Origin of the sequence: Sphingomonas sp. 2SG, assembly GCF_005503285.1 — a bacterium.
Classification (GTDB): domain Bacteria; phylum Pseudomonadota; class Alphaproteobacteria; order Sphingomonadales; family Sphingomonadaceae; genus Sphingomonas; species Sphingomonas taxi.
The window spans coordinates 67,808-92,988 of the sequence record NZ_SCMZ01000009.1 but is presented as its reverse complement, the minus strand read 5'-3'; the positions used below and the strand labels follow the sequence as shown (position 1 = coordinate 92,988).

The following is a 25,181-nucleotide window of genomic DNA, read 5'->3' as shown; positions in this document are numbered from 1 at the left end:
CAGTTTAGCTTTTTTGAGGGCGAGGTCAGCCGGCGTTGACCACTTTGGTGCTGACCTGCTGCCAGACATCGGTATTGGCCCGGGCGACCTGTTTGAGCGCGACCACCATGACGATGACGATCAGCGCGACGATCAGGCCATATTCCACGGCGGTGGCGCCCCGCGAATCGCGCCGGAGATCGGCCGCCGCGCGGCGCCGGCGGCGAGGGGGCGTATGGCCTGACATGGCCGATCAACTATCTGGAGAAATTTAAGGAATGGCTGACGACAGGTCCGAAACGACGCCGATGCCGGTGCGACTGATGCCGGTCGTCGCAGCGGCGCTGATCGACGCCGACGGTCGGGTGCTGCTCCAGCGCCGGCCACCCGGCAAGCAGATGGCGGACCTGTGGGAGTTCCCCGGTGGCAAGATCGAGCCCGGCGAGGCGCCCGAGGCCGCACTCGTCCGCGAGCTGGACGAGGAACTGGCGATCACCGTCGATCCGGCGGCGCTGGTGCCGCTGACCTTCGCCAGCGCCGGGCTCGGCGAGCGGCACCTGCTCTTGCTGCTCTACGTCGTACGCTGCTGGCAGGGCGTTCCGCAGGCGCTGGAGGCGACGGCGCTCGCCTGGGTCGAGCCCGCGGCGATGCGGTCGCTGGCGATGCCGCCCGCCGACGTGCCGCTGGTGGCGATGCTGGAGCGTTTCTTGCAAATCGGCGGTTGACGGTCCGGCCAAAACCGATCATCAGCCGCCCTCCCGCGTCGAGGCCCGATGGCGGAGTGGTGACGCAGAGGACTGCAAATCCTTGCACCCGGGTTCGATTCCCGGTCGGGCCTCCAATCTCCGTTATGCGGTTTCCGACATTTTCACCCGCGCCGCGTCGCGCGGCAGCAGCATCGGCCGCATCCGCAGGCCGAGGCAGATCACCGTCGGCCAGAAGAGCGTGTTGAGGACGTCCGAGGTCGTGTCCTCCCAGCGCCACGAGCCGAAGTTCAGTCGGTCCATCACCTCGTTGAACGCCTCGGCGAGGACGACGAACGACCAGGGCACGAAGCTGCCGAGCGAGCGGCGGGTGAGCAGCCGGGCGATCATCAGCACCGCCATACCGGCGTGGATGTGGAGGATCGTATCGGGAAGGCCGGTGCCGTCGCCGATCCAGTCGATGAATTTGTGATAGGTCGCAGGAAGCATGCCGCGCCTCATACGGACTGTGCACGATGCTGGCCATCCGTTCCGCCGCACGGCAATACGCCTGCGTCCGCTTGGCGCGACGCATCGCGCGCGATACAAGCCGGTTCATCACGAAGTGTATTGCGCAGCTAATACGGTTGTGCGAGAGGGATCAGCATGAATATCAGCGTCGACACCATCCAGCACGATTCCACCGATCTGGCGGTGATGCGGCAGGCGATGGTCGCCAGCCAGCTGCGCACCAATGCGGTCAGCGACCAGCGCGTGCTGGTGGCGATGAACACCGTGCCGCGCGAGATGTTCGTCCCCGCCGAATCGCGCCGTCTCGCCTATCGCGACACCGCGCTGCCGGTCGGCGGCGGCCGTGCGATCAACCTGCCAATGGTCACCGGGCGGCTGCTGACCGAAGCCTATCTGGAGAAGGGCGACCGCGTGCTGCTGATCGGCGCGGCGGGCGGCTATACCGCGGCGCTGCTCGCGCAGATCGTCGCCGAGGTGATCGCGGTCGAGCAGGACCCGGCGCTCGTCGCGCTGGCCCGCGACGGACTGGCCGGAACGCCGAACGTCACCCTCGTCGAGGGACCGCTCACCGCCGGCCATTCCGACGGCGCGCCGTATGACGTGCTGATCGTCGACGGCGCGGTCGAGCATCTGCCCGAGGCGCTGGTCGATCAGATCAAGACGGGCGGCCGCGTCGTCACCGGGCTGACCGAACATGGCGTGATCCGGCTCGCCAGCGGTCGCAAGACCGAAGGCGGGTTCGGACTGTCGCCGTTCCTCGACTGCGATTGCGTCGTGCTGCCCGGCTTCGCGACGCCGCAGGGTTTCAAGTTCTAGACAATGATAAACGGGGGGATGATGCGGGGATTGTTGCTGGGGGGCGCGGCGCTGCTGGGGGTTGCCGCGCCGGCGAGCGCGGAGACGCTACGCGAGGCGCTGGCCAAGGCCTATGCATCGAACCCGACGCTGACCGGGCAGCGCGCCGCGCAGCGCGCGAGCGACGAAAACGTGCCGATCGCGCGGTCGAACGGCATCCCGGGCGTCAACGTGTCCGGGTCGCTCACCGACAATTTCCTGCAGGCGAACAACAACTTCGCCAATCCCGAGCGGACCGCGGCGGGATCGCTCAATTTGTCGGTGCCGATTTTCCAGGGCGGTGCCGTGAAGAATGCGGTGCGCGCCGCCGAGACGCGTGTCGATGCCGGCCGCGCGACGCTGCGCGGCACCGAGGCGAGCACCTTCACCAACGTCGTCGCGGCCTATATGAACGTGATCCGCGACGAGGCGATCACCTCGCTCAACCAGCAGAACGTGCGGGTGCTCGAGGTCAATTTGCGCGCGAGCCGCGACCGGTTCCAGGTCGGCGACCTGACCCGCACCGATGTCGCCCAGTCCGAGGCGCGGCTGGCGCTGGCTCGCGCGCAATTGCAGCAGGCGGAGGCGCAGCTGATCTCCAGCCGCGAGACCTATATCCAGATCGTCGGCACGCCGCCGGTCGCGCTCGAAGAGCCGCCGGCGCTGCCCAATCTGCCCACTGCACCCGATGCGGCGATGAGCGTCGCGCTCAACAACAATCCCAACCTGATCGCCGCGCGGCGTCAGGCGGATGCGACCCGCTATGACGTGAACGTCGCACGCGCCAACCGGCTACCACGCCTGTCGGTCGTCGCCGGGCCGAATTATTTCAACTATCTCCAGACGCTTCCCGCCGGTTCAGGCTTGCCCAATTCGGGCACCGCCGCATCGGCAGGTCTCCAGGTCACGCTGCCGCTGTTCCAGGGCGGGCGCCCCGCGGCGCAGATCCGCCAGGCCGAGGCGCTGCGCGGCCAGTCGCTGGAGAACGTCACCGCGACCGAGCGCGCGGTGATCTCGCAGGTGCGGTCGGCCTATGCCGTGTGGCAATCGTCGCAGCAGGTGATCGCCTCGTCGGAGACCGCGGTGAACGCCAACAAGCTGAGCCTCGAAGGTGTGCGCGCCGAGAACAGCGTCGGCACGCGCACGATTCTCGACATCCTCAACGCCGAACAGGAATTGCTCAACAGCCAGGTGACGCTGGTGAGCGCCCGCCGCGACGCCTATGTCGCCGGCTTCGCGCTGCTCGCCGCGATGGGCAATGCCGAGGCGCGCGACCTCGGCCTCGACGGGGGTGCGCTGTACGATCCGACCGTCAACTACAAGCGCGTGCGCAACCGGATCAGCGATTACGGCAGCGACGGCGAGCCGGTTCCGGTGGCGGTATCGACCGCGCAGACGCCGGCACAAAATGCTGCCGTTGCGAAGCCGAGCGACCCTTTGCTCAACACGCCGGTTGACAGGAGCCCCGGTCTGACGACAGGTGCTGCATCGCCAAGCCGCCAATAACGGCGTCGAAAAGGGTAGGGACGTCAGGATCATGGGGGATATGAGCGCGGAGCCGTCGATGGAAGAGATCCTGTCGTCGATCAAACGGATCATCGCCGAGGAAGGCGAGGGGACGCAGGCGCGCTCGCGCCGGACCCGCACGCAGCCCCAGCCGATCGAATCGGAAGCGGCAGAAGTGCTCGAGCTGAGCGATCCGATGCCGTCGCTGCACGCCCCGATCCCGGAGCCGCAGCCGCATTTCGAACCCGAGCCCGACGTCGAGCCGGTGCCCGCCCCGCGTGCCCAGGCACAACCGCAACCCGCCCCTTCGCCGCAACCGACGCGCGCCGCAGCCGTTCAGACGCCGATGTCCGAGGAACCGATCCTGTCCAACCGTGCCGCCGCCGCCAGCCTTGGCTCGCTGGAAACGCTGAGCAAGCTGCTCGTCAAGCCCGAGCCCGAGAGCGAAGGTACGCTTGAGGGTCTGGTCCGCGAGATGCTGCGCCCGATGCTGCGCGAGTGGCTCGACGCGCATCTGCCCGAGATGGTCGAGACGATGGTCGCGCGCGAGATCGCCAAGATCACCTCGCAGATGCGCTGAGGGGTTTCCCTTCGATCACTATGCGTCATCCCCGCCTCGGCGGGGATGACGGTTTACGGCGGATACACGGTAGCCGGCGACCCGTTGCTCCGCCGCGGACTTCTGCCTAACCTGCCGCGCATGAGAACCCTGTTCGCCGCGAGCCTGCTCGCCACCGTCGCGGTCGTTGCCGCACCCGCCGCCGCCCGCCAGCTCACCATCGACGATGTCGCCTCGCTCAGCCGGATCGGGGCGCCGACCGTCTCCGCGGATGGTAAATGGATGGTCTGGGCGCAACGCGAGACCGATCTCGCCGCGAATCGCGGACGCTACGACCTCTGGCGGCTCGACCTGTCGCGCAAGGGCGCCAAGCCCGAACCGCTGGTCGCCGAGCCCGAGGTCAACGAGAACGATCCGCAGATCGTCGGCGGCACCGTCTATTTCAGCTCCAACAAGGGCGGCGACGATGCGATCTGGTCGGTGCCGGTTGCCGGCGGCGCGCCGCGCAAGCTGACCGGCTTCCAGGGCGGGTTCGGCGGCTTCAAGGTCGCGCCGACCGCGGACCGCATCCTCGTCTGGGCGGACCGCAAGCCCAATGCACCGAGCCTCGCCCCGGCGATCGAGAAGAAGGACCCGCAGGCTGGCGAGGGCCGCGTCTACGACAAATTGTTCGTGCGGCACTGGGATACATGGGTCGACGGCAGCCATTCGCAGCTCTTCGTCCTGCCCCTGACCGCGGCGGGCGCGCCGGGCGACGGCGTGGCGATCGAACACGGCCTCGATGGCGACGCCCCCTCGCGCCCGTTCGGCGGCGGGGAGGAAGTGTCGTGGAGCGCCGACGGCAAGACCGTCTATTTCGCGCTGCGTATCGCCGGCACCACCGAGCCACTGTCGACCAATCTCGATATCTGGTCGGCGCCTGCGGACGGGTCGAGCGCGCCGGTTAATCTGACCCCGGCGAACCGCGCCACCGACACGCTGCCGACGGTTTCGCCCGACGGCCGCAGTCTCGCCTGGGTGGCGATGAAGCGACCCGGCTTCGAGGCGGACCGGCAGGTGCTGATGCTGCGCGATCTCGCCAGCGGGCAGGTGCGTGCGCTGACCGAAAGCTGGGACCGGTCGGTGTCCTCAATCGCCTGGTCGCCCGATTCGAAGCGCCTCTACGTCAGCGTGCAGGACACGCAGGAAAACCCGTTGTTCGCGGTCGACCCGGCGAGCGGCAAGGTGACGCGGCTGACGCAGCAGGGCCATGTCTCCGCGGTGGCGGCGACGCCGAAGGGCGCGGTGATCGCGCTCAATAGCCTGACCGCGCCCGACGATTTCTACGCCGTCGCGAGCAAGGGCAAACCGGTGCGGCTGACGCAGGTCAACGCCGCCAAGCTCGCCGGCATCGATATGCCGAGCGTGACGCGCTTCAGCTTCACCGGCGCGAACAACGACACCGTCTGGGGCTATGCGGTCAAGCCGGCGGGCAGCACCGGCAAGGTGCCAGTCGCCTTCATGGTCCACGGCGGCCCGCAGGGATCGAGCGACAACAGCTGGTCGTATCGCTGGAACCCGGCGGTATTCGCCGGCGCCGGCTATGGGCTGGTCGCGGTCGATTTCCACGGCAGCACCGGTTACGGTCAGGCGTTCACCGACGCGATCAGCAACAATTGGGGCGGCTGGCCGCTCGACGACCTGAAAGCCGGGCTCAAGGCTGCGACCGACAAATTCGGCTGGCTCGACGGCGACCGGGCTTGCGCGCTTGGTGCGTCGTACGGCGGCTATATGATGAACTGGATCGAGGGCCGGTGGCCCGATCGCTTCAAGTGCATCGTCCAGCACGACGGCGTCTTCGATGCGCGCGCGATGGCCTATGAAACCGAGGAATTGTGGTTCGACGAATGGGAACACGGCGGCAAGGCCTATTACGAGGATCCCGCCGCGTTCGAGAAATGGAACCCGGTCAATTACGTGCAGAACTGGAAGACGCCGCAGCTCGTCATCACCGGCGAGAGGGACTTCCGCATTCCCTATACGCAAGGGATCGCCGCCTTCACCGCGCTCCAGCGCCGCGGCATCCCGTCGCGCCTCCTGGTCAATCCGAACGAGAACCATTGGGTGCTGAAACCCAACAATTCGCGGCAATGGTATCGCGAAGTGCTCGGCTGGATGGACCGCTGGACGGCGAAGTAACCGCCGCGCAGACGGGGAGGTGACGAATCACCCCCTCCCCGTCTAAAGCGCGGGGCATGACCGAGCTTCCCAAGACCTTCGACCCCGCCGCCATCGAGACCCGCTGGTACCAGCATTGGGAGGCGAACGGCCTGTTCCGCCCCGACCGGCCCAACGCCGAGCCGTGGACGATCGTCAACCCGCCGCCCAACGTCACTGGCTCGCTGCATATCGGCCATGCGCTCGACAATACGCTGCAGGACATCCTGACGCGGCATGCGCGGCTCAAGGGCAAGGACGCCTTGTGGGTGGTCGGCACCGACCATGCCGGCATCGCGACGCAGATGGTCGTCGAGCGGCAGATGGCCGCGAAAGGCAAGAAGCGCACCGACTTCAGCCGCGAGGACTTCGTCGCCAAGGTCTGGGACTGGAAGGCGGAGAGCGGCGGCGAGATCACCCGCCAGCTGCGCCGGCTCGGCTGTTCGATGGACTGGGCCAACGAACGCTTCACGATGGACGAGGGCTTTTCGAAGGCCGTGCTCAAGGTGTTCGTCGAGCTGCATCGGCAAGGCCTGCTCTATCGCGACAAGCGGCTGGTCAACTGGGACCCCGGCCTCGGCACCGCGATCAGCGATCTCGAGGTCGAGACCAAGGAGATCGCGGGCAAATTCTGGCATCTGCGCTACCCGCTCGCCGACGGCTCGGGTTTCATCGAGGTGGCGACGACACGACCCGAGACGATGCTCGCCGACATGGCGGTGGCGGTGAACCCCGAGGATGCGCGCTATACCGCCCTGGTCGGCAAGCAGGTGAAGCTGCCGATCACCGGCCGGCTGATCCCGATCGTCGCCGACGACCATGCCGATCCCGAGCTCGGATCCGGCGCGGTCAAGATCACGCCGGGGCATGACTTCAACGACTTCGAAGTCGGCCGTCGCGCCGGCATCGAGGCGCGCGACATGCTCAACATGCTCGATGCCAAGGCGCAGGTCTGCCAGACCGCGGACGGGCTGATCCCGGCCGAGCTGATCGGGCTCGACCGGTTCGCGGCGCGCGGGGCGATCGTCGAACGGCTCAAGGCCGAGGGCGTGCTGATCGCGCACGTCGACAAGGAGGGCGTCGAACACGACGCCGAGCCGCGCACGATCCAGACGCCGTACGGCGACCGGTCCGGCGTGGTGATCGAGCCGTGGCTGACCGACCAATGGTATGTCGACGCCAAGACGCTGGCGCAGCCGGCGATCGAGGCGGTGAAGTCCGGCGCGATCAAAATGGTGCCGAAGAGCTGGGAAAAGACGTTCTTCAACTGGATGGACAATATCCAGCCATGGTGCGTCTCGCGCCAGCTCTGGTGGGGACATCAGATCCCGGCGTGGTTCGACGCCGACGGCAGGGCCTATGTCGCCGAGACCGAGGAGGCCGCGCAGGCGCGGGCCGGGGAGGGCGTCGCGCTGACCCGCGACCCCGACGTGCTCGACACGTGGTTCTCCTCGGCGCTGTGGCCGTTCGCGACGCTCGGCTGGCCGGAGAACGACGACCCGACGCTCGGCGGGCGTTACCCCAACGACGTGCTGATCTCCGGCTTCGACATCCTGTTCTTCTGGGATGCGCGGATGATGATGCAGGGCATGCACTTCATGCAGGAAGTGCCGTTCAAGACGCTGTATCTGCACGGGCTCGTCCGCGCCGCCGATGGCGCCAAGATGTCCAAGTCGAAGGGCAATACCGTCGATCCGCTCGGGCTGATCGACACATATGGCGCCGATGCTTTGCGCTTCTTCATGGCGGCGATGGAGAGCCAGGGCCGCGACATCAAGATGGATGAGAAGCGCGTCGAGGGCTATCGCAACTTCGCGACCAAGCTGTGGAACGCCAGCCGCTTCGCGCAGGCGAACGGCATCGGCGGCTCGACGCCGGGCAAGGCGCCCGCGGCGACGCTGGCGGTCAACCAGTGGATCATCGGCGAGACGATCGCGACGGTGCAGGCGATGGACCTCGCGCTTGCTGACCTGCGCTTCGACGCGGCGGCGGAGGCGATCTACCAGTTCGTCTGGAATCGCTTCTGCGACTGGTATCTCGAGCTCATCAAGCCGACGCTCGGCGAGGATGCGCTGACGTATCCGGAGCATGCCGCCGAGACACGCGCGGTGGCGGGCTGGGTGCTCGACCAGATCCTCGTCCTGCTCCACCCGTTCATGCCGTTCATCACCGAAGAACTGTGGCATGCGATGGCGCCACGCGACCACGACCTGATCGTCGCACAATGGCCGCTGGTCGACGGCGAGCATATCGATCAGGAAGCGATGGCCGATATCGCATGGCGCATTCGCCTGATCGGCGAGGTGCGCACCGCCAAGAACGAGCTCGGCATCGCGCCGGGCACGCAGCTCACCGCCTATGTCCGCGATGCCGACGCGACGACGCAGCGGCGGGTCGAGGGCGCCTATACCGCGCTGCGCAAGCTCGCGCGCTTGCAGGAGGTGTCGTTCGCGCCTGCGCCGGCGGGAGCGGCGATCCAGTTGGTCGTCGACGAGGCGACCTATGTCATCCCGCTCGACGGCATCATCGATCTCGATGCCGAGCGCGCCCGCCTGACCAAGGCGATCGCCGCGGCGACGAAGGAGCGCGACGCGCTGGCGGGGCGGCTCGGCAATCCGAGCTTCGTCGAGCGCGCCAAGCCCGAAGCGGTGGAGAAGGCCAAGGCAGACCATGCCGACAAGGCGGCGGAGGCCGAGCGGCTGTCGGCGGCGCTTGCGCGGCTGGGATAGGCGATCGAACCAATCCCGCCGTCATCCTTGAAACAAGTGGAAACCTGTGCGTAAGTCCGCATCGCTTCTGGAACAGCAAAGTGCTCCTGCGAAAGCAGGAGCCCAGGGCCAGGAGAAAACAACGCCTTATGGTGCTCGGAACCCTGGGCTCCTGCGTACGCAGGAGCACTGGTGGGCTTTACAGTGGTCTCGGAAAAGTCCGGGGTGACAGGTAGACGGTGAAGGCTCGACCCGACTGAACGATCGCCACGTCTTCGCGGCGACGCGGTTATCGCGTAAGGCCGCGCCCTCGCAGATGCGAGCGCAGGAGGGGCACCACGAATGGCGAGACCGCAACGCGACCTGACGTCCGGGCCGATCGGCAAGACGCTCCTGCTCTTCGCGCTCCCCACTTTGGGGTCGAGCGTGCTCCAGTCGATCAACGGCTCGATCAACGCAATCTGGATCGGCCAGCTGCTCGGCGAGCGCGCGCTGGCGGCGACGACCAATGCCGGGCTAGTCATGTTCCTGCTGGTGTCGGCGGTGTTCGGCTTCGGCATGGCGGCGACGATCCTGATCGGGCAGGCGATGGGCCGGCGCGATATCGACGGCGTCCGCCGCGTGGTCGGCACCGCACACGGCCTGTTCGCGATCCTGTCGCTGCTCGTCGTCGCGGCTGGCTGGATGACCGCGCCGGCGATCCTCACCGCGCTGCGCACCCCGGTCGACGCCTATCCGCTGGCACTTTCCTATCTTCGAGTGATCTTCATCGCGATGCCGACCAGCTTTCTGGCGGTGCTGCTTAGCATGGTGCTGCGCGGGGCAGGCGATTCGATGACGCCGCTCAAGTTCATGGCGCTGGGATCGCTGATCGACGTGCTGCTCAATCCGGTGCTGATCCGTGGCATGGGGCCGATCCCGGCGCTCGGCATCGCCGGGTCGGCGACGGCGACCTTCATCGCCAATACCGTGTCGTTCGCGGCGCTGCTCGCCTATGTCTATCGCCGCGATCTCGTCGTGCGGCTGCGCGGCGCGGAGTGGCGCTATTTGATCCCTGATCCGGCGCTGCTGTGGCCGATCGTCACCAAGGGCGTGCCGATGGGGTTGCAGATGCTGGTCGCGACCGGATCGGCGCTGGCGATGATCGGGCTGGTCAACGGTTACGGCACGACGACCACCGCCGCTTATGGCGCGGCGAGCCAGCTGTGGACCTATATCCAGATGCCGGCGATGTCGGTGGGCGCAGCGGTGAGTGCGATGGTCGCGCAGAATATCGGCGCGGGCCGCTGGGACCGGGTGGCGCGGATCACGCGATCGGGGCTGCTGCTCAACCTCGCGATGACGGCGGCGTTGATCGTCGCGGTGGCGGTGCTGGACCGCGCCGCACTGGGGCTGTTCCTCGGCAGCGATGCCGGTTCGATCGATCTCGCGGCGCATATCAATATCATCGGCTCGGCGAGCTTCCTGCTGTTCGGCGTCTCGATGGTGCTGTCGGCGACGGTGCGTGCCAATGGCGCGGTGGTCGGGCCGCTGCTGATCCTGGCGGTGGCGCTCTTTCCGATCCGGCTCGGCCTGGCTTATGCCCTGCAACCGAGCTGGGGCGCCGACGCGATCTGGTGGAGCTTCCCGGCCGGCTCGGCGGCATCGATGGTGATGACGATCGCTTATTACCGCTACGGCAGCTGGCGTAAGGGGCAATTGCTGCCCGCGGTCGAGGGCGAGGAGCACGCCAAGGCCGCCACCGAACCGACCGCCAAGCAGATGCCGGTGGGATGACTTGCGTGCGAAGATGCGAAGGGGGCAGGCTTCGACAGGCTCAGGGCAAACGGTGGGAGTTCGCATCGCCCTGCAAAGACCCCGCCTCTCCGCGCCTTACAGTGAAGCCCGTTCCCCGTATCCGCAGCAGATCACCCCGAGGCCGGAACCATCACCTCGATCACCCCGGCGGCGACCTCCGCCATCACCGGCGTGTGTGCCAGCACCTCGCCGTCGATCGAGATCGGCAGCGACGGTTTGGTGTCGATACGCAACGACTTGCCCGAGAAGCTCACCGTATCCTGATGTCGCGATTCGTGGCCGAAGAAGCTCGCTGCCCAGTTCTTCACCAGCGTCCGTTTGTAGCGGCCGGTGACCGCCTGCACGACGATTTCGCCCGAATTGACCGAGGCTTCGTCGACCAGCCAGGTGCCGCCGTGATACGGCCCGTTGGAGATGCGCACCTCGACGACGCGCATCGTCTTGGTCTCGTTGCCGTCGTCGACGGTCAGGATGAACGGCTTGAACCGCGCGAACTGCCAGCTCGCCCAGCCGAGATAGCCGATCCGGCCGAGCACCTTCTTGAGGCCGTGCGGCACCGTCTCGGCGATCTGGGGGCTGATCCCCATCGCCGCGCAATTGGCGAAATAGTCGCCGTCGATGCGGCCGAGGTCGATGCGCTTGCGCACGCCGGTGCGGATCGCCTCGATCGCGCCCTCGACGTCCATCGGCAGGCCGAGCGTACGCGCGAAACTGTTGGCGGTCCCGAGCGGAAGGACGCCGAGCACCACGTCATGGCCGACGAGCAGGTCGACCAGCCCGCTGATCGTGCCGTCGCCGCCGCCGAGGATGACGAGCTGCGGTTTCTTGGCGAGCGCGTTGCGCACCGTCTCGACGAGGTCGTCGGGGTTTTCCACGGCATGGGCATCGACGGGATAAGGTAGTCCGCTCAACGCCTTGCATGCGCGTTCAAACAGGGCCTGACCTTTTCGGGACTTGGCGTTGACGATCAGAGCGGCGGACGTGAACTGGGTCATGGGGTTCCGATCGGTTACGGGCGCGCAACGCTTGGCAAGTGCGCCGCGATCCCTCAAAGCCAGCCTAACCCGTCAAGCAGGATGCGTCATGACCGCTGCCTATCCCGCGCTCCGTCTGCGCCGTACCCGTTCGAGCGGCTGGAGCCGCCGCCTCCATGCCGAAACCGTGCTGACCCCGGCCGATCTGATCTGGCCGATGTTCATCGTCGGGGGCGAGGGCGTCGAACAGCCGATCGACAGCCTGCCCGGCGTGTCGCGCTGGTCGGTCGACGGCATCGTCGCGCGGGCGAAAGAAGCGCACGATCTCGGCATCCCCTGCGTCGCGCTGTTTCCGTTCACGCCGGCCGAGCTCAAGACCGACGACGGGCGCGAGGCGCTCAACCCGGACAATCTGATGTGCCGTGCGATCCGCGCGATCAAGGATGCGGTGCCCGAGGTCGGCGTGCTGACCGACGTCGCGCTCGATCCCTATACCAGTCACGGCCATGACGGGCTGGTCGACGCGGCGGGTTATGTCGTCAACGATTCGACCGCGGACCTGCTGATCCAGCAGGCGCTCAACCAGGCGCGCGCCGGCGCCGACATCATCGCGCCGTCGGACATGATGGACGGCCGCATCGGCATGATCCGCAGCGCGCTCGAAGGCGAGGGCGCCCACAACGTCCAGATCATGAGCTATGCCGCCAAATATGCCAGCGGCTTCTACGGCCCGTTCCGCGACGCGGTCGGCAGCCGCGGGCTGCTCAAGGGCGACAAGAAGACCTATCAGATGGATGCCTCGAACGCGGAAGAGGCGCTGCGCGAGGTCGCGCTCGACCTTGCCGAGGGCGCGGACAGCGTGATGGTCAAGCCCGGCCTGCCCTATCTCGACATCATCGTGCGGGTGAAGACGCGCTTCGAGGTGCCGGTGTTCGCCTATCAGGTGTCGGGCGAATATGCGATGCTCGAGGCCTCGGTCGCCGCCGGCGCGGGCGAGCGCGACGCGCTGGTGCTGGAGACGCTGATGGCGTTCAAGCGCGCCGGCTGTTCGGGCGTGCTGACCTATCACGCGGCGCATGCGGCGCGACTGTTGAATGGCTGAGTCAACGGAGGGCGCCATGCGCGCCTGCCGCATCACCTTCGTGGTCACGATCCTCACCGGATCGTTCCTGCTGTTCCTCGTCCAGCCGATGGTCGCGCGGATGGCGCTGCCGCGGCTCGGGGGCGCGCCCGCCGTGTGGAATTCGGCGATGCTCGTCTATCAAACGCTGCTGCTCGGCGGCTACGCCTATGCGCACGCGCTGGCGCGGGTACGGCCGTGGTTGCAGGTGATCATCCACCTCGGGGTGCTGCTGGTCGGCGCGGCGTGGTTGCCGATCGGGCTCGCGCTGACCGGCAGTCCGGCGGGCGTCACCCCGGCGCTGTGGGTGCCGTGGCTGCTCGGTGCATCGATCGGACCATTGTTCTTCGCCGTCTCCGCGCAGGCGCCGCTGGTGCAACGTTGGTTCAGCATCGCGAGCCGCGAGGGCGATCCCTATGCGCTCTATGCGGCGTCCAACCTCGGCAGTTTCGGCGGGCTGATCGCCTATCCGTTGCTAGTCGAGCCGTTGCTCGCGCTACGCCAGCAGAGCTGGCTATGGAGCGGCGGCTATGTACTGTTGATCGTGCTCGTGATCGCCTGCGCGTTCCGCCTGCCGCGCGGGGCGAGCGCCGATGTCGCGCGGCCGACCAGCGTACCGGCGACGCGGCGACGGATAATGCACTGGGTCGCGCTCGCGCTGGTGCCGTCGGGGCTGATGCTCGCGACCTCGACCTATATCACCACCGATATCGTCGCGATGCCGTTGCTGTGGGTGCTGCCGCTCGGCCTCTATCTGCTCAGCTTCACGATCGCCTTCGCCGCCAACCGCGAGATCGCGGATTTGCTCACCCGGATCGCGCCGATCACCATCCTGATGTTCGGCGGGGTAATGATCGGCGGCTTCAACGAATCGCCGCTGGTCAATCTCACCATCGCGTTGACGTTGCTGTTCATGGCGTCGGTCGCGCTGCACACCCAGATGTACCGGCTGCGGCCCGAGCCCGACCGGCTGACCGGATTCTACCTCGCAATGGCGTTCGGCGGCGCGCTCGGCGGCGTGTTCGCCGCGCTGATCGCGCCGGTGGTGTTCGACTGGACCTACGAATATCCGATCCTGATCTTCGCGGCCGGGCTGCTCGTGCCGCAGGTGTTCCTGACGCACCGCATCCGCAGCCTGTGGACGACGCCGACGAAGCGCCGCCTCGCCTATGCCGGCGTGGTGGCGACGCTGGTGCTCCTCACGGCGCTGACCTTCCGCGGGCCGGCGGCGCTGTTCGGCGAGGGGCATCAGGGGCTGACCTTCATCGGCATTGCGCTGATCGGGGTGATCTCGGTCGGTGCGCGCCTGTCCTATGCGATGATCCTGGCGGTGACGCTGGTGATCTTCGGCGGCTGGCGCGCGGTGGAGCTGTCGCTCGAACAGGGCGCGCGGACGCGCAGCTATTTCGGCGTCTACACGATCCGCGACGGGCGCGGCGTACGCGAGCTCGACCATGGCACGACGGTACACGGCATCCAGTTCATCGGCAGCCCGGTGCTCGAACGGCTGCCGACCACCTATTACGCGCCGCCCTCCGGCATCGGCCGCGCGATGGAGGCACTCGACGGGCTGTACGGCCCGGCGGCGCGGGTCGGGGTGGTCGGACTGGGGACCGGGACGCTCGCCTGCTATGCGCAGCCGGCGCAGCGCTGGCGCTTCTACGAGATCGATCCGGCGGTGGTGCGGATCGCGCGCGACACCGGCCAGTTCACCTATCTCAGGAACTGCCTGCCGCGGCCCGACATCCGTATCGGTGACGCGAGGATCAGCATCGAGGCGGACCGGCCGGCGAGCCTCGACCTGCTCGCGCTCGATGCCTTCTCGTCCGACGCGATTCCGATGCATCTGATGACGCGCGAGGCGTTCGGCGATTATGCGCGGGTGCTGCAACCCAAGGGGCTGCTGCTCGTCCATATCTCCAACCGCTTCCTCGATCTCGAGCCGGTCGTCGCCGCCGCGGCGCAGGCGGGCGGCTGGCGGGCGGCCAAGCTCTATTATCAACCCGAGCAGCCCACGCCCGTCGCCTCGCCGAGCCAGTGGATCGCATTGTCGCGGGCCCCGGCGACGATGCGTGCGCTGGGCAAGGCGGATGCGCGCTGGGTGCCGCTTACCCCGCGCGCCGGCTTCGTCGCCTGGACCGACGATTATTCGACGATCCTGCCGCTGCTCAAGTGGCGTCGCTAGGCGGCGGGCAGCATCGCCTGCAGCCGGTCGATCGTGGCACTCTGTCGATCCGCCTCGGCGACGATCCGTTCGCGCAGCGTGGCGACTGCGGGATAGGCGGGGGCGAGCGCCGCGGCGCGGTCGGTCGCCGCCCGGTCCAGATCGGTGAGCAGCGACGAGGTCTGCGCCCGCCAGTCGTCCAGTCCGGCCAGTGCCGACTGCGCATCGAGCCAGGCATCGCTGCCGACGCCTTTGCCCCGCGCGCGGCCGGCGGCGGCGTCGGCTTTGGCGGCATCGCTGCCATACCCCTTGGCGATCGTATCGAGCGTGCGCTGCCAGTCGGCGATCTTCGCATCGAGCGCCGGATCGGGCTTGGCTTCGACGATCGCGACCGCCGGTTCGGCGAAGCCCAGTTTCTCCACCGCACGCGGGGCCAGCGACGGATAGGGCGTCGCATCGTGCGCGCAGCCGGCGAGCGGGAGGAGGACGAGCACGGGTGCGAGCAGGGGGGCGGTTTTCATGCCATCGGTCTATGCGCGCGCAGAAAATGGCGCAACGCACTTGCGCCGGGCGAAACGTCTGCTATCAGCGCGCCTCCGATGTGCGCCCGTAGCTCAGCTGGATAGAGCATCAGACTACGAATCTGAGGGTCGGACGTTCGAATCGTTCCGGGCGCACCAGGATCTCCCCCGCGGACCAGAGATGGTTCGGCGGGGGTTTTCATATCCCCCGTCGGCGATCGCGGGGTGGCCGTGCGGCGGATGACGGCCTAAGCGCTGGCCATGCTGCGCGCGATCCTCTCCTTCTTCGAACCCTTCATCCTGATGCTGCTCGGCACGGTGGTGATCGCCAGCCTGGTGCCGGCGCGAGGGGTCTATGCGGATATCGTCGCCGGCGCCGCGGATGTCGGCATCGTGCTGCTCTTCTTCCTGCACGGCGCCAAATTGTCACGCGCCGCGATCTGGGAGGGGGCGCGCAACTGGCGACTGCATCTCAACGTCGTCGCCACCACCTTCCTCGTCTTCCCGCTGTTCGGCCTCGCGCTCGGCCGGTTGCCCGGTCTCACCGGCGCGGTGGCGACGGGGATGCTGTTCCTCACCTTGCTCCCGTCGACGGTCCAATCCTCGATCGCCTTCACCGCGATCGCGCGCGGCAACGTCGCCGCGGCGGTGTGCAGCGCCTCCTTCTCCAACCTGGTCGGCATCGTGCTGACCCCGGCGCTGGTCGCGCTGCTGATCGGCAGCGGCGTGGGCGGGCAGGGGAGCGGCATTTCGCTGTCGGCGGTCGAGGCGATCGTCGCGCAGTTGCTGCTCCCGTTCGTCGCCGGCCATCTGCTGCGGCCGTGGATCGGCGGCTTCGTCGCGCGGCAGAAGCGGCTGCTGACGATCGTCGATCGCGGCTCGATCCTGCTCGTCGTCTACAGCGCCTTCGGGGCGGCGGTGGTCGAGGGCCTGTGGCACCGCGTATCCCCGGAGGACCTGATGCTGATCGGCCTCTTCTGTTCGGTGCTGCTCGCCGCGGTGCTGGCGTTCACCTGGCTGGCCGGGCGGCTGCTCGGCTTCTCCCGCGAGGATGCGATTGTGCTGCTATTCTGCGGCTCCAAGAAGAGCCTCGCCGCCGGCGTGCCGATGGCGGGCGTGCTGTTTCCCGCGGCGCAGGTCGGCGCGGTGCTGTTGCCGGTGATGCTGTTCCACCAGCTCCAGCTGATCGCCTGCGCGATGATCGCGCGGCGCTATGCCGATGCGGCGGGCGTAACCGAAGCGGAGGTCAGCGCGTAGCCGCAGCGACCGCCGCCAGCACCTGATCCGCCAGTTCAGGGCGGCAGATCAGCAGGTCGGGGAGCAGCGGATTGGCGCAATTGTAGACCAGTGGGCTGCCGTCGATGCGCGAGGCATGGAGGCCCGCCGCCAGCGCCACCGCGGCGGGCGCGCAATTGTCCCATTCATACTGGCCGCCGTCGTGCAGGTAGATGTCGGCGCGACCGTCGACCACGGCCATCGCCTTGACCCCCGCCGACCCCATGCCGACCCGCGTCGTCGCCAGCGCCTCGCTGACCCGCGCGACCATGTCGGTCATGCGAGTGCGGCTGACCACCATGCGCGGGGCGGCTGCGCTGCGCAGGTGCGTGCAGCGCGCCTCGGCGGTGGTGTAGACGCGGCCGGTGGTCGGCACCGCCACCGCACCCACCGTCGGACGGCCGCCGATCGCGAGGCCGATATGCACCGCCCAATCGTCGAGCCCCTCGGCATAGTCGCGGGTGCCGTCGAGCGGGTCGACGATCCATACCCGCTCGGCCGCACAGCGGGCGCGGTCGTCGATCGATTCCTCCGACAGAATGAAGTCGTCGGGTCGCGCGGCGCGCAGGCGATCGAGGATCAGCGTGTTCGCCTCGCGATCGCCGGCGTCGCCGAGCGCCTTGCCGTGCGTGTCGCCACGGTCGCGGATCGCGAGCAGCAGCGCGCCGGCCTCTACGGCGACGCTGCGCGCCAGTTCGACGTCGGTGGCCGCAGCCGTCACAGTTCGAAACTCCACACGCCGAGCACATGCTCGACGATCCGTTCGGCGGCAGCCTCGGCGCTTTCGCGACGCGTGTCGATATGGATGTCGGGCCGTTCCGGCGGTTCGTAGGGGCTGGAGATACCGGTGAAATGCGCGATCTCACCGGCCCGCGCCTTGGCGTAGAGCCCTTTGGGATCGCGCGCCTCCGCCTCGGCCAGCGGCGTATCGACGAAGATCTCGACGAACTCGCCGGCGGGCAGCAGGCCGCGCACCAGATCGCGCTCGGCACGGAACGGCGAGATGAAGGCGGTCAACACGATCAGCCCGGCATCGGTCATCAATTTGGCGACCTCGCCGACGCGGCGGATGTTCTCGATCCGGTCGGCATCGCTGAAGCCGAGGTCCTTGTTGAGCCCGTGGCGGACGTTGTCGCCGTCGAGCAGGAAGCTGTGGCGGCCGAGCGCATGCAGCTTCTTCTCGACCAGATTGGCGATCGTCGACTTGCCCGATCCCGACAGGCCGGTGAACCACAGCAGCCGTGGCGACTGGCCCTTCTGCCGGGCGTGCGCCTCGCGGGTGATGTCGACCGATTGCCAATGGACGTTCTGCGCGCGGCGCAGCGCGTGGTGGATCATCCCGGCGGCGACCGTTGCATTGGTCTCGCGATCGATCAGGATGAAGCCGCCGAGTTCGTGGCTGTCGGCATAGGGCTGGAAGACCAGCGGCGCGTCGGTGAACACCTCCGCCACGCCGATATCGTTGAGCGCCAGCGTCTTGGCCGAGAGATGCGCCTGCGTGTTGACGTCGACGACGTGCGCCGGTGGCTGCACCGTCGCGCCGACGGTGCGCGTGCCGAGCTTGAGCCAATAGCCGCGACCGGGGACGAGCGCGGTATCGGCGAGCCAGACGAGCGTCGCCTCAAACTGGTTGGCGGCCTCGGGCGGCGCCTCGGCGGCGGCGATCACGTCGCCGCGCGAGCAATCGACCTCGTCGGCGAGCACCAGCGTCACCGCCTCGCCGGCGCCGGCCGTGTCGCGATCGCCGTCATAGGTGACGATCCGCGCGACCTTGCTCGTCTTGCCCGATGGGACGATCCGGATGGGATCGCCGGTGCGGATGCGGCCGGCGGCGATCGTGCCGGCGAAGCCGCGGAAATCGAGATCGGGCCGGTTGACCCATTGCACCGGCAGCCGGAACGGTGCGGCGGTCGCCCGATCGGCCTCGATCGGCACCGTCTCGAGATGCGGCAGCAACGCCGGACCCTCGTACCAGGGCATGGCGTCGGAGCGCGCCAGTATGTTGGCGCCGGTCAGGCCGGAGAGCGGGATGGCGGTGAAGCCGGCGATGCCGATACTGTCCGCAAACGCCGTGTAATCGGCGACGATCTGCTCGAACCGCGCCCGATCGTGATCGACCAGATCCATCTTGTTCACTGCCAGCACGATGTGGCGGATGCCGATCAGATGGGCGAGGAAGGAGTGGCGCCGCGTCTGCGTCAGCACGCCCTTGCGCGCGTCGATCAGGATCACCGCGAGGTCGGCGGTCGAGGCGCCGGTCACCATGTTTCGGGTATATTGTTCGTGGCCGGGCGTGTCGGCGACGATGAACTTGCGCTTGTCGGTGGCGAAGAAGCGATAGGCGACATCGATCGTGATGCCCTGTTCGCGCTCGGCGGCGAGCCCATCGACGAGCAGGGCGAAATCGATATTCTGCCCCTGCGTGCCGAGCCGCTTGCTGTCCGCCTCGAGCTGGCTGAGCTGATCCTCGAAGATCGTCTTCGAATCGTAGAGCAGCCGCCCGATCAACGTCGACTTGCCGTCGTCAACCGACCCGCAGGTAATGAAGCGGAGCATCGATTTGTGCGCATGGCCGTCGAGATAGGCGTGGATATCCGCGGCGATCAGCGCGTCGGGCGTATAGGCGGTCATCAGAAATACCCCTCGCGCTTCTTCTTCTCCATGCTGGCGGCCTGATCGTGGTCGATCGCGCGGCCCTGCCGTTCGGAGGTGGTGGTGAGCAGCATCTCCTGGATCACGTCGGGCAGGGTTGCCGCCGCGCTCTCCACCGCCCCGGTCAGCGGATAGCAGCCGAGCGTGCGGAAGCGGATCGAGCGTTCGACCGGCACTTCGCCGGGATGCAGCCGAAAGCGATCGTCGTCGACCATCAGCAACATGCCATCGCGCTCCACCGTCGGGCGGGGCGCGGCGAAATAAAGCGGGACGATCTCGATCCCCTGATCGAGGATATATTGCCAGATATCCAGCTCGGTCCAGTTGGACAAAGGGAAGACGCGGATACTCTCGCCGCGGTGGATGCGCGCATTGTAGAGGCTCCACAATTCGGGCCGCTGCGCCTTGGGGTCCCAGCCCTGGCTCGCCGAGCGGAACGAGAAGATCCGCTCCTTGGCGCGGCTCTTTTCCTCGTCGCGGCGCGCGCCGCCGAAGGCGACGTCGTAGCCGCCCGCTTTCAGCGCCTGTTTGAGCCCCTCGGTCTTCCACAGATCGGTATGGCGGCTGCCGTGGTCGAAGGGGTTGATCCCCGCGGCGAGCGCATCGGGATTGGTGTGGACGATCAATTCCATCCCGGCATCGGCCGCGGCCTTGTCGCGCAGATCGTACATCGCGCGGAATTTCCACGTCGTATCGACGTGCAGCAGCGGGAAGGGCGGGCGTGCGGGGAAGAAGGCCTTGCGCGCGAGATGCAGCATGACCGCCGAATCCTTGCCGACCGAATAGAGCATCACCGGCCGTTCCGCCTCGGCGACGACTTCGCGCATGATGTGGATGCTTTCGGCTTCAAGCCGTTGTAAATGGGTAAGCCCGCTCATCAGCGTCCAGATAAGCATCCTGCGCGACGAAGCGACGAACTTATCCTATCGGGCGGCCCTAGTCCGACTGCCGCCGCTCGACCGAATCGAGCAACACGCCGCCGACCATGAACACCGCTATCGGACAGCAGGCGAATAGCAGCCAGCCGCCATAGCCCGGATATTGCTGGAGATAATGGATGCCGCGCTCGACCGCGCCGAGGCCGAGCCCATAGATGACGAGGAACGCCTCGAATTTCGTCTTGATGGTGAAGAGGCGTTTGATCCGTGTCCACATGCGCTGCCCCACGCAAGCACCGGGCCAGTGGCGGAAAACTGCCATTCGCCGCGGGCAGAGTTAGGTTAATTGTCAATTAACCCGACAGGTCCAGCGCCTGCCGCAGCCGGCCGTGGGCGGTTTCGATGTCCCGGATGAGGGCGTCGTCGCCGAGGGCGTCGGGGTCGATCGTCTCGGGCCACCAGCGGCGGACGATCGCGCCGATCGCATCGAGCTTCGCCGCATCGACGAGGAAGCGCGGATCGATCGTCGCGGGATCGGCGACGACCCGCAGCCGCAGGCAGGCGGGGCCGCCGCCATTGGCCATCGACTGTGTGACGTCGACCGTCTCGACCCGGCGAATCGGGCCGTTGCCGGCCCGATGCCGTTCGAGCCAGCCCCAGACCGCGCTATTGGCCCTGGCCTCCATCGGCACGACCAGCGTCGGCCCGTGCGCGGTCGTCACGAGCTGTGCATTGAACAGATAGGAGGCGATCGCGTCGGCGAGGCTGACCTCGCTCTCCGGCACTTCGACGACCTCGACTTCGGGCAGCAGGCGGCGCAGGTCGGCGTAGAGCCGGTCCTTGTCGGCGAAGGCGCGCTCGTGCGCGAACAGCACGCGTTCGTTGGCGACCGCGACGACGTCGTTGTGGAAGGCACCGGCGGCGACCGCCTCCTCCGACTGCTGGACAAATAGCGTCCGTGCCGGATCAAGCCGATGCGCGCGTGCGATCGCGGCGCTCGCCTGCAGGTGCTGGCGGGCGGGGAAATGGCCGCCGGCGACGGTGTAGACGAACAGCTCGACCCCCGGCGCGTCATGCGCCGCGGCGAGCCGCATGTGGTTGGCCGCGCCCTCGTCGCCGAACGGGGCGGGGATCGGCCCGTGGACGGCAAAGGCGTCTTTCGCAAAGGCGGTGCGGAGCTGCGCCAGCGTCTCGGGCCATTCGTGACTGCGATGCGGCATCGTCATAAGATTGGCGACGGTGAGATGGCAGCGGCCGTCCGCCGTATCCGGCGCCGGCGAAACGGTCGCGGCATTGGCGGCCCACATCGCCGAGGCGGACATGGCTTGCGCCTGCAACAGCGGCGGCGCGTCTTCGTAGCGGGTCGACAGCGCATCGAGCCACGCCCGGTCCGGCCGCCGGTGCGGCAGCAGCACGCCCTGCGTCAGCCCGAGCGCGAGATTGGCGCGCATCTTGTCGAGCCCCTGCAACGCCGCCGCGCGCGGCTGCGACAGCTGCCCGGCATGCGCGGTCGCGGCGAGATTGCCCGGCGAAAGGCCGGCATAATTGTGGCTGGGGCCGACGATGCCGTCGAAATTGATCTCGATCACCACCGCGGCACCTGCAACACGTCATCGCCGGGACCGACGCCGAGCGCCTCCGCGCAGTCGCGCGACAGGGCGATGCCGCCGTCATCGTGGCGGATCATCCCATAAGCGCATCGGAAGTCCGCCAGCCGGCCGACCGAGATCAGGGATTCGTCGCCGTCGACGTCGTCGATCGCGACGATCCGCCGCTCGCGTGCCTGTTCGATCGTCTTCACCCGGTCGGTCCGCGCGGTCATCGTCGGGCCGCCGTCGAAGATGTCGACATAATGTTCGTAGCTGAAGCCTTCGTTCTCCAGCATCCGCATCGCCGCGCGACCGCTGGGATGCGGCAGGCCGATCGCCGACCGCGCCGCCTCGGACAGCATTGCGGTATAGATGGGGTGTTTGGGCATCAGGTCGGCGATCATCTGATGGCCGTTGATCGCGTTGAATTGATCGGCGTCCTGGAAGTTCATCCCGAAGAACCGCCCCGCCAGCCCGTCCCAGAACGGCGAGCCGCCCGCCTCGTCGATCACCCCGCGCAATTCGGCGAGGATACGGTCGGCGAAGCGGGCGCGGTGCGCGCGGATGAACAGATAGCGGCTGCGCGCGAGCAGCAGGCCAAGCCCGCCGGCGCGTTCGCCGGGGTGGAGGAACAGCCCGCCGACCTCGCACGATCCTTCCAGATCGGTGGTCAGCGCCAGCATCTCGGCACGGAAGGTGCGCGCCAGCTCCTTGCTGTGCTGGGTCAGCGTGCCGAGGCGGTAGCTGTAGAAGGGATGCTGCTGCCCGACCTGCGTGAACAACTGGCAGGTGCCGCGCACCTCGCCGGTCGCGACATTCTCTAGCATCAGCACGAACAATTCGTCGGTGACCGCGCCGTCCTGCCGCGCGAAGGCGGCGCCGGCGCGGTCGAGCTTGCCGCGCAACGCGGTGCGGTCGGGTGGCAAATTGGTGAAGCCGCCGCCGGTCAGCTTGGCCATTTCGTAGAGATGCTGCAGGTCGTCGGCACGCGCCGCCCTGATCCGGAAGGTCATGCATGCCCCTTTCGCAGGATGCGGTGGATGGTGAGCGCCGACAGCGCCGCCCGCTCGGCGAGGCTGTCGACGATCATGAATTCGTCCGGCGAATGGATCGCTCCGCCCCGCACGCCCATCGTGTCGACGACGGGGACTCCGGCGGCGGCGATGTTGTTGCCGTCGCACACCCCGCCGGTGGCGCGCCATGCGATCGGAATGCCGAGATCGGCACCGACGGCGGCGACGAGCCCGAACAGCGCCTCCGCGCCGGTATCGAGCGGCTTGGGCGGGCGGTTGAAGCCGCCGTGGACCGCGATCGCGACGTCATGCGCCGCGGCGACCTCTGCGACCGCCGCGTCGATCGCGGCGCGGGCACGGGCGATCTCGGCGGCGGCGGCGGGGCGGAAGTTGACGCGCAGCACGGCGAGATCGGGGACGACGTTGTTCGGGCCGCCGCCGTCGATCCGCGCCGGATTGACCGCGAGGCCCGGCGCGCGCGCCTCGGCGAGCCGCAACGCCAGCACGGCGGCGGCGACGATCGCATTGCGGCCGTCTTCGGGATTGCGGCCGGCGTGCGCGCTGCGCCCGCGGACCACGATCGAGAAATTGCCCGTGCCGCCGCGTGCACCGGCGAGCGTACCGTCGGGCAGCGCCGGTTCGTAGGTCAGCGCCGCGACCTTGCCGCGCGCGGCCCGCGCGAGCAACGCGGCCGAGGACAACGATCCGGTCTCCTCGTCGGAGTTGATCACCACCTCATATCCGAGCCGCGCCGCGCCCGCCGCCTCGACCGCCCGTAGCGCCGCGAGCATCACCGCGAGGCCGCCCTTCATATCGGCGGTGCCGGGGCCGTTGATCGTGCCGTCGGCGCGGCGGGTCAGCGTCTGGAAAGTATGATCGGCGGGATAGACGGTATCCATATGGCCGGTGAACAGCATCTGCACCGGCGCGTCGGGCCGGACCCGCAGGTGGAGGTGGCGGCCGTGGGCGATGTCCGCGACGCTGCCGTCGGCGGCAACCGCTTCGGCCGGTTCGGGGTCGACCAGCATGATCTCCCCCGGCAGCACCGCGAAGGCGTCGGCGAGCAGTGCCGCCATCCGCCCGACCCCGGCGAGATGGCGCGTCCCGCTGTTTACCGCCGCCCAGCGCTCGACCTGATCCAGCATCGCGGCCTGGTCGATCGTCGCGACCATTGCGTCTTCGTCGTCCGGCAATCCTCTCATCCGGGGACGTTAGCCGATGGACGCGGCGGGGGGAACCGGCCGCTGCGCGTGAGCCTAGAAGCTGTATACCAGCGACGCGCGGCTGGTCGTGTCCGTCGACAGCGACCCCACCGGCGGCATGCTTTCATATTGGACGTTGTACGACAGCGCCGCCGACAGCGGCCCGATCAGCTTGGCGTTGACCGAGGTCGTGCCGCTGAGCGTCGAATTCGAGCTTTGCACGTAGGCCGACGCGTTCTGCGTCACCGACAGGCCGGGCAGCAGCCGCCAGTTGAACGCCAGGGTGCCGCGACCGGCGATGTTGCTCTGGTCGGTCTGGTCGGTGAACGCCGTCTGGCGGAACGCCGGGCCGAGCTCGATGTCGAGCCGGATCGCCGAGGTCTTGATCGCGCTGTAGCCGACGCCGGTCGAGGCGGAATAGCGGTGATAGAAGCCGAGGAACCGGTCCTCCTCATATTGCGCGGCGCCGTAGAGGTAGACGCGATCCTTGATCTTGTAGTTCGGCTCGTAGCTGGCGAGATAATGTTCGCGCGTCGTGATCCCGGCGTTTTCCTGATAATCCGCCTGGATGTGGAACTTGTGCCGCCATTGCAGGCCTTCGCGGGTCAGGTCGAGCACCGCCGATCCACCCTTGCTGTCGGTGTTGCCGGTGGTGATGTAGCCGCCGAGCTCGGCGCGGCCGCTCCACAGGTCGAACATGCTCGCCTGCCGGATCGTCGTCTGCCGCGCCTGCGCGCGATCGCTGCGCCATTTCTGCGCGATCGCCAGCACCGCATCGGCGCTCGCCGGATCGGCGAGGCGAGCATATTTGACCACCACCGACACGTCGCCGTCGTTGCCGCTCTCGAGCGCGGCATCGAGCATCGAGCGGATCGCGGCAGGGATCGGCACCTTGCTGTCGTCCGGCTCGCCATCCGCCGGCGCGTTGGCGAGCAGCAGCGGGGCGAGGATCAGAACGAGGATCGGGGACAGCAGGGTAGCGCGCACATCGCGCGCTCTA

The 25,181-nt window shown here is 67.9% G+C and carries 22 protein-coding genes and 2 tRNA genes; 12 read left to right on the top strand and 12 right to left on the bottom strand.

What is annotated here, in order from left to right:
- Positions 1-25: 25 nt before the first annotated feature.
- Entirely contained in the window at positions 26-226 is a 201-nt protein-coding gene (locus FFS23_RS05970) for a Flp family type IVb pilin (protein WP_038658998.1), read from the bottom strand.
- A 31-nt stretch (positions 227-257) separates the two neighbouring features.
- Between FFS23_RS05970 and FFS23_RS05965 the strand changes: the two genes are divergently transcribed.
- Together FFS23_RS05965 and FFS23_RS05960 are read left to right on the top strand one after the other, a co-directional pair.
- Positions 258-704: a (deoxy)nucleoside triphosphate pyrophosphohydrolase gene (locus tag FFS23_RS05965; RefSeq protein ID WP_249340542.1), complete on the top strand. Its 447-nt coding sequence runs from the start codon at positions 258-260 to the stop codon at positions 702-704.
- A gap of 42 nt (positions 705-746) precedes the next feature.
- Positions 747-820 (top strand) — tRNA-Cys (locus FFS23_RS05960).
- Between the two features lie 7 nt (positions 821-827).
- Here the strand turns inward: FFS23_RS05960 and FFS23_RS05955 are convergent.
- Entirely contained in the window at positions 828-1,172 is a 345-nt protein-coding gene (locus FFS23_RS05955) for a hypothetical protein (RefSeq protein ID WP_137897860.1), read from the bottom strand.
- A gap of 156 nt (positions 1,173-1,328) precedes the next feature.
- Here FFS23_RS05955 and FFS23_RS05950 point away from each other — a divergent pair, with 156 nt between their 5' ends.
- From FFS23_RS05950 to FFS23_RS05925, 6 genes are all read left to right on the top strand, one after another.
- Positions 1,329-2,009 (top strand): protein-L-isoaspartate O-methyltransferase family protein, encoded by a 681-nt coding sequence (locus tag FFS23_RS05950; protein WP_137897859.1) that lies wholly within the window; start codon positions 1,329-1,331, stop codon positions 2,007-2,009.
- An 18-nt stretch (positions 2,010-2,027) separates the two neighbouring features.
- Positions 2,028-3,533, top strand: coding sequence for a TolC family outer membrane protein (locus FFS23_RS05945; protein WP_137897858.1), 1,506 nt, complete (start codon positions 2,028-2,030; stop codon positions 3,531-3,533).
- 40 nt (positions 3,534-3,573) lie between these two features.
- Positions 3,574-4,113 carry a DUF2497 domain-containing protein gene (locus FFS23_RS05940; RefSeq protein WP_137897857.1) on the top strand — a complete coding sequence of 180 codons (540 nt, stop codon included), beginning with the start codon at positions 3,574-3,576 and terminating at the stop codon, positions 4,111-4,113.
- Between the two features lie 120 nt (positions 4,114-4,233).
- Positions 4,234-6,270, top strand: coding sequence for an alpha/beta hydrolase family protein (locus FFS23_RS05935; RefSeq protein WP_137897856.1), 2,037 nt, complete (start codon positions 4,234-4,236; stop codon positions 6,268-6,270).
- A gap of 56 nt (positions 6,271-6,326) precedes the next feature.
- Positions 6,327-9,017, top strand: a complete 2,691-nt coding sequence (locus FFS23_RS05930) for a valine--tRNA ligase (RefSeq protein ID WP_137897855.1) — start codon at positions 6,327-6,329, stop codon at positions 9,015-9,017.
- Positions 9,018-9,338: 321 nt separating this feature from the next.
- Entirely contained in the window at positions 9,339-10,772 is a 1,434-nt protein-coding gene (locus FFS23_RS05925) for an MATE family efflux transporter (protein WP_137897854.1), read from the top strand.
- A gap of 131 nt (positions 10,773-10,903) precedes the next feature.
- On the opposite strand, the gene FFS23_RS05920 is transcribed toward FFS23_RS05925, so the two are convergent.
- A complete protein-coding gene (locus FFS23_RS05920) occupies positions 10,904-11,788 on the bottom strand; it encodes a diacylglycerol/lipid kinase family protein (RefSeq protein ID WP_137897853.1) in 885 nt (294 codons plus the stop codon).
- An 88-nt stretch (positions 11,789-11,876) separates the two neighbouring features.
- Here FFS23_RS05920 and hemB point away from each other — a divergent pair, with 88 nt between their 5' ends.
- Positions 11,877-12,869, top strand: coding sequence for a porphobilinogen synthase (gene hemB / locus FFS23_RS05915; RefSeq protein ID WP_038659025.1), 993 nt, complete (start codon positions 11,877-11,879; stop codon positions 12,867-12,869).
- A gap of 16 nt (positions 12,870-12,885) precedes the next feature.
- Positions 12,886-15,072, top strand: a complete 2,187-nt coding sequence (locus tag FFS23_RS05910; protein ID WP_502702115.1) for a hypothetical protein — start codon at positions 12,886-12,888, stop codon at positions 15,070-15,072.
- Here FFS23_RS05910 and FFS23_RS05905 read toward each other — a convergent pair.
- Positions 15,069-15,572 (bottom strand): hypothetical protein, encoded by a 504-nt coding sequence (locus FFS23_RS05905; RefSeq protein WP_137897851.1) that lies wholly within the window; start codon positions 15,570-15,572, stop codon positions 15,069-15,071. The two genes, FFS23_RS05910 and FFS23_RS05905, sit on opposite strands and share 4 nt — an antisense overlap.
- Before the next feature lie 82 nt (positions 15,573-15,654).
- Here FFS23_RS05905 and FFS23_RS05900 point away from each other — a divergent pair.
- Together FFS23_RS05900 and FFS23_RS05895 are read left to right on the top strand one after the other, a co-directional pair.
- Positions 15,655-15,731: transfer RNA gene (locus FFS23_RS05900), tRNA-Arg, on the top strand.
- A 102-nt stretch (positions 15,732-15,833) separates the two neighbouring features.
- Positions 15,834-16,829 (top strand): bile acid:sodium symporter family protein, encoded by a 996-nt coding sequence (locus tag FFS23_RS05895; RefSeq protein WP_137897850.1) that lies wholly within the window; start codon positions 15,834-15,836, stop codon positions 16,827-16,829.
- Here the strand turns inward: FFS23_RS05895 and FFS23_RS05890 are convergent.
- The 8 genes from FFS23_RS05890 to FFS23_RS05855 form a co-directional block, all read right to left on the bottom strand.
- Positions 16,819-17,568: a 3'(2'),5'-bisphosphate nucleotidase CysQ gene (locus tag FFS23_RS05890; RefSeq protein ID WP_137897849.1), complete on the bottom strand. Its 750-nt coding sequence runs from the start codon at positions 17,566-17,568 to the stop codon at positions 16,819-16,821. The two genes, FFS23_RS05895 and FFS23_RS05890, sit on opposite strands and share 11 nt — an antisense overlap.
- Positions 17,565-19,478 carry a sulfate adenylyltransferase subunit CysN gene (gene cysN, locus FFS23_RS05885; RefSeq protein WP_137897848.1) on the bottom strand — a complete coding sequence of 638 codons (1,914 nt, stop codon included), beginning with the start codon at positions 19,476-19,478 and terminating at the stop codon, positions 17,565-17,567. The genes FFS23_RS05890 and cysN overlap by 4 nt, the downstream gene beginning before the upstream one ends.
- Positions 19,478-20,377 carry a sulfate adenylyltransferase subunit CysD gene (gene cysD / locus FFS23_RS05880; protein ID WP_137897847.1) on the bottom strand — a complete coding sequence of 300 codons (900 nt, stop codon included), beginning with the start codon at positions 20,375-20,377 and terminating at the stop codon, positions 19,478-19,480. Before cysD ends, cysN begins: the two co-directional genes overlap by 1 nt.
- 58 nt (positions 20,378-20,435) lie before the next feature.
- Positions 20,436-20,654 (bottom strand): hypothetical protein, encoded by a 219-nt coding sequence (locus FFS23_RS05875; RefSeq protein ID WP_038659049.1) that lies wholly within the window; start codon positions 20,652-20,654, stop codon positions 20,436-20,438.
- A 76-nt stretch (positions 20,655-20,730) separates the two neighbouring features.
- On the bottom strand, positions 20,731-21,969 hold the full coding sequence (locus FFS23_RS05870) for an N-succinylarginine dihydrolase (RefSeq protein WP_137897846.1): 1,239 nt from the start codon (positions 21,967-21,969) through the stop codon (positions 20,731-20,733).
- Positions 21,963-22,979, bottom strand: coding sequence for an arginine N-succinyltransferase (locus FFS23_RS05865; RefSeq protein WP_137897845.1), 1,017 nt, complete (start codon positions 22,977-22,979; stop codon positions 21,963-21,965). Before FFS23_RS05865 ends, FFS23_RS05870 begins: the two co-directional genes overlap by 7 nt.
- Positions 22,976-24,181 (bottom strand): hydrolase, encoded by a 1,206-nt coding sequence (locus FFS23_RS05860; protein WP_171009380.1) that lies wholly within the window; start codon positions 24,179-24,181, stop codon positions 22,976-22,978. Before FFS23_RS05860 ends, FFS23_RS05865 begins: the two co-directional genes overlap by 4 nt.
- Before the next feature lie 54 nt (positions 24,182-24,235).
- Positions 24,236-25,168, bottom strand: coding sequence for a DUF481 domain-containing protein (locus tag FFS23_RS05855; RefSeq protein ID WP_137897844.1), 933 nt, complete (start codon positions 25,166-25,168; stop codon positions 24,236-24,238).
- Positions 25,169-25,181 lie beyond the last annotated feature (13 nt).